Origin of the sequence: Klebsiella sp. GB_Kp047, assembly GCF_040065235.1 — a bacterium.
GTDB lineage: Bacteria > Pseudomonadota > Gammaproteobacteria > Enterobacterales > Enterobacteriaceae > Klebsiella > Klebsiella quasipneumoniae.
The window spans coordinates 246739-258602 of the sequence record NZ_JBEAJG010000040.1 but is presented as its reverse complement, the minus strand read 5'-3'; the positions used below and the strand labels follow the sequence as shown (position 1 = coordinate 258602).

Here is an 11864-nt window from a genome sequence, read left to right as displayed (position 1 = left end):
ATGACAGACCTCCCGGCCAGCGTGCGCTGGCAGCTATGGATAGTGGCGTTCGGCTTCTTTATGCAGTCGCTGGACACCACCATCGTCAACACCGCCCTCCCCTCGATGGCCAAAAGCCTTGGGGAGAGTCCGCTGCATATGCATATGATCATCGTCTCCTATGTCCTGACGGTGGCGGTGATGCTGCCGGCCAGCGGCTGGCTGGCCGACCGGGTCGGGGTGCGCAATATTTTCTTTACCGCCATCGTGCTGTTTACCGCTGGATCGCTGTTTTGCGCCCAGGCCAGCACCCTTGACCAGCTGGTGATGGCGCGGGTGCTGCAGGGTATCGGCGGCGCGATGATGGTGCCGGTCGGTCGCCTGACGGTGATGAAGATCGTCCCGCGCGATCAGTACATGGCGGCGATGACCTTCGTTACCCTGCCGGGCCAGATCGGCCCGCTGCTCGGCCCGGCGCTGGGCGGGGTGCTGGTGGAGTACGCCTCCTGGCACTGGATCTTCCTCATTAACATCCCGGTGGGGATCGTCGGCGCCATCGCCACCCTCTGCCTGATGCCCAACTACACCATGCAGACCCGACGCTTCGATCTCGCCGGCTTTGTGCTGCTGGCGGCCGGGATGGCGACCCTGACCCTGGCGCTGGATGGCCAGAAAGGGCTCGGCATTTCCCCCACCTGGCTGGCGGGACTGGTGGCCGTCGGCCTCGCCGCCCTGCTGCTCTACCTGTGGCACGCCCGCGGTAACGCCCGGGCGCTGTTCAGCCTTAACCTGTTTCGCAACCGCACCTTCTCCCTTGGCCTCGGCGGCAGCTTCGCCGGGCGCATCGGCAGCGGCATGCTGCCGTTTATGACCCCGGTGTTCCTGCAGATCGGCCTCGGTTTTAGCCCCTTCCACGCCGGGCTGATGATGATCCCGATGGTGCTCGGCAGCATGGGGATGAAGCGGATCGTGGTCCAGGTGGTCAACCGCTTCGGCTACCGTCGGGTGCTGGTCGCCAGCACTCTGGGGCTGGCGGCGGTCAGCCTGCTGTTTATGTTTAGCGCCCTGGCGGGCTGGTATTACGCGCTGCCGCTGATCCTGTTTCTGCAGGGGATGATCAACGCCAGTCGCTTCTCGTCGATGAATACCCTGACCCTGAAAGATCTCCCGGACGATCTGGCCAGCAGCGGCAACAGCCTGCTGTCGATGGTGATGCAGCTGTCGATGAGTATTGGCGTGACCATCGCCGGGCTGCTGCTGGGGCTGTACGGCCAGCAGCATCTGAGCCTCGACGCCGCCGGCACCCATCAGGTCTTTCTCTATACCTATCTGAGCATGGCGGCGATCATCGCCCTGCCGGCGCTCATCTTTTCCCGGGTACCGGATGACGTCGGCAGCAATACCGTCATCCGTCGACGCAACAGGAGTGGATCGTGAAATTTTGGCGCCCGGGCATTACCGGCAAGCTGTTCCTCGCTATTTTCGCCACCTGCATCGTGCTGCTGATCAGCATGCACTGGGCGGTGCGCATCAGTTTCGAACGCGGGTTTATCGATTACATCAAGCGCGGCAATGAGCAGCGGTTAACCATGCTTAGCGACGCGCTGAGCGAGCAGTATGCCCAGCACGGCAGCTGGGCGTTTCTGCGCAACAATGACCGCTTTATCTTCCAGCTGCTGCGCACCTTCGAACGGGATAATGACGACCGCTCGCCGCCGGGGCACGCCATGAAGCCGGGGGCGATGGACGCCGGTCCCGATGGGCCGCCGCCGGATGGTCCCCCTGACGGCCCGCGCCCGAGGCCGGAAATGCCGCCCCACGGCTGGCGCACCATGTTCTGGGTGGTCGATCAGTCTGGCCGGGTGCTGGTGGGCCCCCGCGAGCGTGTGCCGGAGGACGGCAGCCAGCGCAGCATTATGGTCAACGGCGTGGAGGTAGGCAGAGTGATCGCCTCGCCGGTGGAGCGGCTAACCCGCAATACCGACATTAACTTCGACCGGCAGCAGAAGCGCACCAGCTGGCTGATTGTCGCCCTCGCCACCCTGCTTGCCGCGCTGGCCACCTTCCCGCTGGCCCGCGGCCTGCTGGCGCCGGTGAAACGGCTGGTGGAAGGCACCCATAAGCTGGCGGCGGGCGACTTTTCCACCCGCGTGACGGTGACCGGCGGCGATGAGCTCGGCCGCCTGGCGCAGGATTTTAACCAGCTCGCCAGCACCCTGGAGCGCAACCAGCAGATGCGTCGCGACCTGATGGCCGATATCTCCCATGAACTGCGTACCCCGCTGGCGGTGCTGCGCGGCGAGCTGGAGGCGATTCAGGACGGGGTCCGGCGTTTTACCCCTGAATCCATTCCCTCTCTGCAGGCTGAAGTGGCCACCCTCACCAAGCTGGTGGACGATCTCCATCAGCTGTCGATGTCCGATGAGGGAGCGCTGGCCTACCAGAAAACCTCGCTGGATATCATCACCCTGCTGGAGGTAGCTGCAGGCGCTTTTCGCGAGCGCTTCGCCGGCCGGCAGCTGAGCATCCAGGTGTCGCTCCCGGAGCAGGCGATGATCTTCGGCGACCGCGACCGCCTGATGCAGCTCTTTAACAATCTGCTGGAAAACAGCCTGCGCTATACCGACAGCGGCGGCAGCCTGCACATCACCGCCCGCCGCAGCGGACGGATGCTGGTGATCGACTTCGCCGACAGCGCCCCCGGCGTCAGCGATGAGCAGCTGGCCCGCCTGTGCGAGCGCTTTTACCGGGCAGAAGGATCGCGCAACCGCGCCAGCGGCGGCTCCGGCCTTGGGCTGGCGATTTGCCTCAATATCGTAGCGGCCCACGGCGGCACCCTGCGTGCCGACCATTCGCCTTTTGGCGGGGTTAGCATTAAAGTTGAGTTACCTCTGGAACATGATTTACCGAGAGACGTATGACTGAATTGCCTGTAGATGAAAACACCCCGCGCATTCTTATCGTGGAAGATGAACCCAAGCTCGGCCAGCTGCTGATTGATTATCTGCAGGCCGCCGGCTATGCGCCTACGCTGATTAACCATGGCGACAGGGTCCTGCCCTACGTTCGGCAGACTCCGCCGCACCTGATCCTGCTGGATCTGATGCTGCCCGGTACCGACGGCCTGACGCTGTGCCGCGAAATTCGCCGCTTCTCCGACGTTCCGGTGGTGATGGTGACGGCGAAAATCGAAGAGATCGACCGCCTGCTGGGGCTGGAGATTGGCGCCGACGACTATATCTGCAAGCCTTACAGCCCGCGGGAAGTGGTCGCCCGGGTGAAAACCATTCTCCGCCGCTGCAAGCCGCAGCGCGACCTGCAGGCGCTGGACGCGCAGAGTCCGCTGATTGTCGACGAGGGCCGTTTTCAGGCCTCGTGGCGCGACAAGCTGCTGGACCTCACCCCCGCCGAGTTTCGGCTGCTGAAAACCCTCTCCCAGGAGCCGGGGAAGGTCTTCTCCCGCGAACAGTTGCTCAACCATCTGTATGACGACTATCGGGTAGTGACCGACCGCACCATTGACAGCCACATCAAAAATCTGCGGCGCAAGCTGGAGGCGCTGGACGCCGAACAGTCGTTCATCCGCGCCGTGTACGGGGTTGGCTACCGCTGGGAAGCCGACGCCTGTCGGCTGGCGTAGTGAGCCTTTTCCCGGCTCGCGCTGCGCTTAGCCGGGCTACAAGTCCACCGCCCTCTGCAATCCGTAGCCCGGGTAAGGCGTTTACCCCGCAACCCGGGATACTCCGTAGCGTCTATCCCACCAGGCGTTATGAGCGCTGTCAGTGTGAGCACTGCCCAGGTTCAAAATGGCAAACAAATTAGCCATACTGAAAGATACCCATCTGATATTTACTCCCCTTCGCCGCGGCGCTACAATGCCCGCCCTTAATGTGGGGACACTCCCCAACTCGCCGCACCGGGTGCGGCGAATCTGACCTGTCATCAGAACGAGAACACCATGTTTAAACCAGAACTCCTTTCCCCGGCGGGAACGCTGAAGAATATGCGTTACGCTTTCGCCTATGGCGCCGATGCCGTTTATGCCGGCCAGCCGCGCTACTCGCTGCGCGTGCGTAACAACGAATTCAATCACGAAAATCTGCAGCTCGGCATCAATGAAGCCCACGCGTTGGGTAAAAAATTCTATGTGGTGGTCAACATCGCCCCGCATAACGCCAAGCTGAAAACGTTTATTCGCGATCTGAAGCCGGTGGTGGAGATGGGTCCGGACGCGCTGATCATGTCCGATCCGGGTTTAATCATGCTGGTGCGGGAAAACTTTCCGGATATGCCGATCCATCTTTCGGTGCAGGCCAACGCCGTCAACTGGGCGACGGTCAAATTCTGGCAGCAGATGGGCCTCACCCGCGTGATCCTGTCGCGTGAACTGTCGCTGGATGAAATCGAAGAGATCCGCCGCCAGGTGCCGGAGATGGAAATTGAGATTTTCGTCCACGGCGCGCTGTGCATGGCCTACTCCGGCCGCTGCCTGCTCTCCGGGTATATCAACAAGCGCGACCCGAATCAGGGAACCTGCACCAACGCCTGCCGCTGGGAATACAACGTGGCGGAAGGTAAAGAGGACGACGTCGGCAACATCGTTCACAAATATGAGCCGATTCCGGTGCAGACCGTGGAGCCAACCCTCGGCATTGGCGCGCCGACCGATAAAGTCTTTATGATCGAGGAAGCCAAACGTCCGGGCGAGTACATGACCGCCTTCGAAGATGAGCACGGCACCTACATCATGAACTCGAAAGATCTGCGGGCTATCGCCCACGTTGAGCGTCTGACCCAGATGGGCGTTCACTCGCTGAAGATCGAAGGCCGCACCAAGTCCTTCTACTACTGCGCGCGCACCGCCCAGGTTTACCGCAAGGCGATCGATGATGCCGCCGCCGGCAAACCGTTCGATACCAGCCTGCTGGAAACCCTTGAGGGGCTGGCCCATCGCGGGTACACCGAAGGCTTCCTGCGCCGCCATACCCATGACGATTACCAGAACTACGAATATGGCTACTCCCTCTCCGAACGCCAGCAGTTTGTCGGCGAATTCACCGGGGAGCGGAACGGCCCGCTGGCGGCAGTGGCGGTCAAAAATAAGTTCAGCGTTGGCGACAGCCTTGAACTGATGACTCCGCAGGGTAACGTCAACTTCACCCTCGAGCACATGGAAAATGGCAAAGGCGAAGCCATGCCGGTGGCCCCGGGCGACGGCTATACCGTATGGTTGCCTGTGCCGGACGACCTGCCCCTGCAGTATGCGCTGCTGATGCGCAACTTTACTGGTCAGACAACCAGAAACCCGCACGGTAACTAGTTAATTTGCGTTATTTTTTCACGATGTAAGGATATTAGAATCGGATCACATACCGTTTCGATCGAAACAGGTATCATCCATTTCGCTGAAAAACATAACCCATAAATGCTAGTTGTACCAGGAACCACCTCCTTAGCCTGCGTAATCTCCCTTACGCGGGCTTATTTTTTTGCCTCTCTTCCGGCCTTCGCTTGCGTCATGCGGTACACTTTATGCAACATTGAGCAATAAAGGTTCCCTTGATGATGTCTACGTTTCCTGCCAGCTTACTGATCCTTAACGGCAAAGGTGCCAATGAACCGCAGCTACGCGAAGCGGTTAACCTGTTACGCGATGAAGGGATTGATATTCACGTCCGCGTGACCTGGGAAAAGGGCGATGCCGCGCGGTTTATCGATGAAGCCCTGCAGCTGAACGTTGAAACGGTGATCGCCGGCGGCGGCGACGGCACGATTAATGAAGTGGCGACCGGGCTGGTGGAGCGCGGCAGCAACATGGCGCTGGGGATTTTACCGCTGGGCACGGCCAACGACTTCGCCACCAGCGTCGGTATTCCACAGGATCTGGCCAGCGCCCTCAAGCTGGCGATCGTCGGTCGCGATGTGCCGATAGATATCGCCCGGGTTAATGATAAGACCGGCTTTATTAATATGGCGACCGGCGGGTTCGGCACCCGGATCACCACCGAAACGCCGGAAAAGCTCAAAGCCGCGCTCGGCGGTGTCTCTTATTTAATCCACGGCCTGATGCGCATGGATACCCTGAAGCCGGACCGCTGCGAGATCCGCGGGGAGAACTTTCACTGGCAGGGCGATGCGCTGGTCATCGGCATCGGCAACGGCCGCCAGGCAGGCGGCGGCCAGCAGCTATGTCCGGAGGCGTTGATTAACGATGGTCTGCTGCATCTGCGCATTTTCACCGGCGAAGAGCTGATCCCTGCCCTCTTCAGCACCCTGGCGAATCCGGAAAACTCGCCGAATATTGTCGACGGCGTCTCCTCGTGGTTTGAGATCACCGCCCCCCATGAGATGACGTTTAACCTCGACGGCGAGCCGCTCAGCGGCAAAACCTTCCGTATGGAGCTGTTACCGGCGGCCCTGCGCTGCCGGCTGCCGCCCGACTGCCCGCTGCTACGCTGATCAGGCTTCGCAAAGCAAAGACGGTGCCCGGCTGGTATACAGCAGCCGGGTTCGTTGATTGAGCCTCTGAATGTTAAGGTAAAACGGCACCTGCGGCTGCAGGAAAAACCTAGGCAGGATATCGATCCAAACAACGCGCTTACATTAATAGACGATACACACAACCACAAAAAACCTATAACATCAAATAGTTACCTATTAGAATGGGCGCATCTGCCGTGAGACAATGCGCCATAAAGCTTAGTATTCCGCCACCTCACGCGCCATTTCGCGCGTATATTGCCGACTGGCGTTAACCAGCATCTGCGTATAGGCCGTCTGCGCCTGGCCGCTGACCAGCGCATCGACCGTCAGGGTTTCGAGGATCTTCCCGTACTGCATCACCGCCACTTTCTGGCATAAGTGGGCAATAACCCCAAGATCGTGGGTGACCATCAGGTAAGTGAGCTTAGCCTCCCGCTGCAATTCTGCCAGCAGGTTAAGGATCTCAGCCTGCACCGACACATCCAGCGCCGACGTCGGCTCATCCAGCAGCAGCACCTGAGGCTCAAGAATCAGCGCTCTGGCTATCGCCACGCGCTGCCGCTGCCCGCCGGAGAGCTGATGCGGATAGCGCTCGCGAAAGGCGCGGTTGAGGCCAACTTTATCCAGCAGCACATTGATCCGCCGGTCGCGGTCGTTGATACGATGGATCTGCAGCGGCTCTTCGAGGATATCGCCAATGGTGTGACGGGGATGCAGCGATCCGTAGGGGTCCTGAAATACCATCTGCACCTGACGGCAGCGCTCGCGGCTAATTTCATGCCCTAAGGGCTGAGCATCGATGGTCAGTTCCCCCTGCCAGTGGGTAAACAGCCCCGCCAGGCACTTGAGCACCGTCGTTTTACCGGAACCGGACTCTCCTACCAGACCGTAGATCTCGCCGGGCTTAACGTGGAAACTGACGTCATACAGCACCTGGTTACGCTTCTCCCCCTCGCCAAACGCGAGGTTGAGATGTTGAACTTCAATCATTATCCGCTCCTTAATCCGTTAACCAGCTGGCCTGACGCTGCAGCACCGGCAGTATCGGGCGACGATGCTGCATATCCGGCAGCGAGTTAATCAATCCCTGAGTGTAGGGGTGACGGGCGTGATCGAGATCTTTAGCGGCGATGGACTCCACTACCCGTCCGGCGTACATCACCAGCACCCGGTCGCAGAAGCTGCGCACCAGGTTGATATCGTGGCTGATAAAAATCAGCCCCAGCCCGCGCGACTGGACCAGGTCATCCAGCAGGCCCAGCACCTGCAGGCGCACCGACACGTCCAGCGCGGAGGTGGGCTCATCGGCAATGATCAGCTCCGGGTCGGTAATCAGCATCATGGCGATCATGATGCGCTGCCCCTGTCCGCCGGATATTTCATGCGGATAAAGCTGATAAACGCGCTCCGGCTGGCGAATACGCACCACCTCCAGCATCTCCAGCGCCCTGGCTTTCGCCTCATCTTTGCGCCCGGGATGATGAGTAAGCCAGGCCTCGGCGATTTGCTTACCCACGCAGACCACCGGATTAAGCGAATATTTCGGGTCCTGCATAATCATAGAGATACGTTTGCCGCGTACGCCGCGCATCTGCGCTTCGCTAAGATGCTGCAGATCGAGGTCGGCAAACTGCATCCGGCTGGCGCTGACGCGGGCCTTTTTCGGATGCAGCTGCAGCAGCGCGCGCCCAACGGTGGACTTACCCGAACCGGACTCGCCGACAATAGCCAGCTTCTCATGCCCCAGCTGGAAGGAGACGCCGCGCACGGCGTGGGTCACCGCGCTACCGTTAACAAAGTCGACGCACAAATCGCGCACGTCGAGCAGCGGTGCATTATTCACTACGGGGATCGAGGATGTCACGTAGGCCATCTCCTAAGAAGTTGAACGCTAAGCTATTGATCAAAATCGCCAGCCCCGGAATGGTTACGACCCACCAGCACTCCATCATATAAGTGCGCCCGCTGGAGATCATCGCTCCCCACTCCGGCTCTGGCGGCTGCGCGCCGAGGCCGAGAAAGCCTAGGCCGGCCGCGGTCAGAATGATCCCGGCCATATTCATGGTGATACGGATAATGACCGAGGGCAGACACAGCGGCACGATATGGCGCCAGAGGACGCGGGACGATGAAGCGCCCTGCAGACGCACGGCGGAGATAAAATCGGCCTGGCGCAGAGAGAGCGTTTCGGCGCGCGCCAGACGGGCTATCGGCGGCCAGGCGGTAAGCGTGATGGCGATAACCACATGCTCCAGCCCCGGCCCTAAGGCGGCGACAAACGCCAGCGCCAGAACCAGACTCGGGAAGGAGATGAAAATATCGGTGACGCGCATCAGCACCATATCGACTTTACCGCCGAAATAGCCGGCGCTGACGCCCAGCAGCAGCCCGAGCGGACCGACGGTCACCGAGACCAGCAGCACGATATAGAGCGTGATGCGGGAGCCGTACACCAGGCGACTAAAGATATCTCGGCCAAACTCATCGGTGCCGAACCAGTGCTGCGCATTCGGCGCGACCAGCGCACTATTCAGGTCCTGTACCAGCGGGTTATAAGGCGCAATCAGCGGCGCGAAAATAGCCACCACCAGCAGCATAAAGATAATTCCTCCGCCGATGGCCGTGAGCGGATTGCGCGCCATTTTGCCGATAAACCCGACGGCCCGCGCCGCCGCGCGTTGCAGCCGCTGACGGCCTTCGCCCGCACCACCCGAAAGCGGCGAATCCAGAGAAACGGTCATGATTTTGTCCTCGGGTCAAAGAATTGATACAGCATGTCGGAGAGCAGGTTGAGCATCACGAAGATCACCCCCACCAGCAGCACGCAGCCCATCACCGCATTCATATCGCCCAGCAGCAAGCTTCCGGTAAGGTAGGAGCCAAACCCCGGCCATGAGAAGACGGTTTCAATCAGCACCGCGCCTTCCAGCAGCGCGCCGTAGGCCAGCGCCACCACCGTCAGCAGTTGCACGAGGATGTTACGAAACGCATGGTTCCAGATAACCTGGCGCTCGGTCAGCCCTTTCACCCGGGCGGTAATAATGAACTCCTGCGACAGCTGGGCCAGCATAAAGCTGCGGGTCATACGGCTGATATAAGCCAGCGAGTGAAAACCCAGCAGCGAGGCGGGAAGAATCAGATGATTAATGGCGTTCCAGAACACCTGGCCGTTGCCGGCCAGCAGCGCATCAACGGTCATCAGCCCGGTGCGGCGCGGCACCACACCATCCAGCCCGAGATCTACCCTCCCGGCGCCGCCTACCCAGCCAAGCCAGGCATAGAACACCAGCAGCCCCATCATCCCGACCCAAAAGATCGGCATCGAGTAGCCCGCCAGGCTGATAATGCGTACCACATAATCGGAGACGCTATTGCGCCGCGCCGCCGCCAACACGCCCAGCGGAATACCAAGACCCGCGCCGACAATAATCGCCATCGTTGCCAGCTCCATGGTGGCCGGGAAGACGCGGATAATATCGTCCACCACCGGTTTCCCGGTCAGCAGCGCGTTGCCCAGATCGCCGTGCAACAGGTTGACGAAATAGATGCCAAACTGGGTGGTCAGCGATTTATCAAACCCCAGCTGCTGGTAAACCTGCTGATAGGTACTCTGGTCAGCATCCGGGCCGACAATCGCCAGCACCGGGTCGATGGGCATGACGCGGCCAATGGTAAAGGTCAGCAGCAGCAGGCCGAACAGTGTAATCACCACCTGCAGTAGCCGTTTTGATAAGCGCCGGCCGCGTGAGCCGGGCGCAAGGATTGCGGTACTCATCCTTTCTCTCCTTCGCGGACTTTATAGACGTCACGCAGAAAAGTGGTGGCGGAGGGGTGCGGCTGATACTCCCGTACCTCGTTGCGCACGACGACCGAATCAACCATCTGCGAAAGCGGAATTAAAGCCGGAACCAGCTGGTCGTAGCGTGTCTGGATGGCCTGGTAGTCAGCCACCTGTTTTTGCGGATCGCGTTCCAGCAGGGCCTGGTCAATCATCGTATTCAGTTGCGGGTCGTAAAAACCGGTACGCCAGCCCTGGAAGTTGGTCAGGCGCGCCTTATCGCTGTTATCCGGGTTATAGACCAGCGCGCGCAGGCTGGAGTGCGGATGCGGCTCCATCCCGCTGCCGCCGCGACCTACCAGCAGGTCAAATTTACGCTCGCGCATTGCGCCGTAGATCTGGTTACCAGTGCCGGTGATGATTTTGGCGTTAATCCCCGCCTGCATCAGCGTCGACTGCACGGCGATAGCGATGTTAAGAAATGGCTGATCGGAGAGTACCCGCAGCGTGGTATCAAAGCCGTTGGGATATCCCGCTTCCGCCAGCAGCTTTTTCGCCCGCGCCACATCCAGCCTGTAGCCGGGATCGGGTAGCGTGGACGGCATTCCCGCTTTGATAGGCCGCTGGTGCAGCACGCCGTAGCCCGGCATCAGCGCTTTATTGATACCCAGGTAATCAATCAGATAGCGCACCGCCTCGCGCACTTTCGGATTGGCGAAGTGCGCCTCTTTCATGCTCATCGCCACGTAGTACATGGTGCCGCGCTGCACCGCATCGACGGTCAGCTGCGGATCGCTGCGCAGGGCGTTGATATCGGAAACCGCCATATTGTTGGCAATATCAAGGTCGCCTTTTTCGATCATCAGGCGCAGAGTTTGCGACTCCTGGAAATGACGCAGTACCACGCGGCTCATTTTCGCCTCGCCGCGCCAGTAGTCAGGGTTGCGCTTCATGCGCAGCACATCTTTCGCCTGCCAGGTTTCGAGGATAAACGGCCCGGAACCGGCTTCATGGGTGGTTAGCCAGCGGTTACCCCAGTCGTTATCCTGCTGGTGGCTTTGCACCGTTTTACTGTCCAGCACTCCGAGGTTGCCCAGCGCCGCCAGCGAGTAAATCACCAGCTGCGGATCGTTATCTTTGGGTAATACGATTTGCACCGTGAAGCGGTCCGGCGCGCTGACCTGGCTGTCGATATTTTTCTTACTGAAGCCATAGGATTTCCATACTGAGGCCTGGGCCAGGTTGAGGTGCAGGATGCGCCGCATTGACCACACGACGTCGGCGGCGGTCAGCGGGTTGCCGGAGTGAAACTTAACGTCATCGCGCAGATGAAAGGTCAGGGTTTTGCCGTCGGGGCTGATATCCCAGGATTTCGCCAGCGCGGGCCTGACGGTGGTGAGCTGCTCAGGGTCAAGCTCCACCAGCGAGTCGTAGAGGTTGACCACGATCCCCACCACTTCGTTACCGGTCATCGCCGCCGGGTCAAGGGTGAGCAGGTTATTCATATTCATGCCGATGATCAGCTGGTCGGGCGGCGTTTTCGCCACCGCCTCCCCGCTCCCCATCGACATGGCGAGCGCGAGAATACACGCTCCCAGTAAGGAGGTTTTTTTCATATCTCTGT

At 60.1% G+C, this 11864-nt stretch carries 10 protein-coding genes; 5 read left to right on the top strand and 5 right to left on the bottom strand.

The window, feature by feature from the left end; translation table 11 throughout:
• The 5 genes from ABLV76_RS20220 (at position 1) to yegS (ending at position 6438) form a co-directional block, all read left to right on the top strand.
• Positions 1–1416 (top strand): MFS transporter, encoded by a 1416-nt coding sequence (locus tag ABLV76_RS20220; protein WP_348878439.1) that lies wholly within the window; start codon positions 1–3, stop codon positions 1414–1416.
• Entirely contained in the window at positions 1413–2900 is a 1488-nt protein-coding gene (baeS, locus tag ABLV76_RS20215) for a two-component system sensor histidine kinase BaeS (RefSeq protein ID WP_048325118.1), read from the top strand. Before ABLV76_RS20220 ends, baeS begins: the two co-directional genes overlap by 4 nt.
• Complete coding sequence (baeR, locus tag ABLV76_RS20210) at positions 2897–3619, top strand: two-component system response regulator BaeR (RefSeq protein WP_048325120.1); 723 nt, start codon at positions 2897–2899, stop codon at positions 3617–3619. The genes baeS and baeR overlap by 4 nt, the downstream gene beginning before the upstream one ends.
• A 318-nt stretch (positions 3620–3937) precedes the next feature.
• Positions 3938–5299, top strand: coding sequence for a tRNA 5-hydroxyuridine modification protein YegQ (gene yegQ / locus ABLV76_RS20205; protein ID WP_004201559.1), 1362 nt, complete (start codon positions 3938–3940; stop codon positions 5297–5299).
• A 242-nt stretch (positions 5300–5541) separates the two neighbouring features.
• On the top strand, positions 5542–6438 hold the full coding sequence (yegS, locus tag ABLV76_RS20200; RefSeq protein ID WP_074384518.1) for a lipid kinase YegS: 897 nt from the start codon (positions 5542–5544) through the stop codon (positions 6436–6438).
• A gap of 240 nt (positions 6439–6678) precedes the next feature.
• Here the strand turns inward: yegS and ABLV76_RS20195 are convergent, their stop codons facing one another.
• The 5 genes from ABLV76_RS20195 to ABLV76_RS20175 are packed head-to-tail and all read right to left on the bottom strand — an operon-like array spanning position 6679 to position 11856.
• Positions 6679–7452, bottom strand: coding sequence for an ABC transporter ATP-binding protein (locus ABLV76_RS20195; RefSeq protein ID WP_004180550.1), 774 nt, complete (start codon positions 7450–7452; stop codon positions 6679–6681).
• Positions 7453–7462: 10 nt separating this feature from the next.
• Complete coding sequence (locus ABLV76_RS20190) at positions 7463–8326, bottom strand: ABC transporter ATP-binding protein (RefSeq protein WP_004175147.1); 864 nt, start codon at positions 8324–8326, stop codon at positions 7463–7465.
• The gene (locus tag ABLV76_RS20185) at positions 8298–9203 is read right to left on the bottom strand and encodes an ABC transporter permease (protein ID WP_265782190.1); all 906 of its coding nucleotides are present in this window, start codon (positions 9201–9203) and stop codon (positions 8298–8300) included. The genes ABLV76_RS20190 and ABLV76_RS20185 overlap by 29 nt, the downstream gene beginning before the upstream one ends.
• A complete protein-coding gene (locus tag ABLV76_RS20180) occupies positions 9200–10237 on the bottom strand; it encodes an ABC transporter permease (protein WP_060656119.1) in 1038 nt (345 codons plus the stop codon). Before ABLV76_RS20180 ends, ABLV76_RS20185 begins: the two co-directional genes overlap by 4 nt.
• Positions 10234–11856 (bottom strand): ABC transporter substrate-binding protein, encoded by a 1623-nt coding sequence (locus ABLV76_RS20175; RefSeq protein ID WP_107334210.1) that lies wholly within the window; start codon positions 11854–11856, stop codon positions 10234–10236. The genes ABLV76_RS20180 and ABLV76_RS20175 overlap by 4 nt, the downstream gene beginning before the upstream one ends.
• Between the last annotated feature and the right edge of the window lie 8 nt (positions 11857–11864).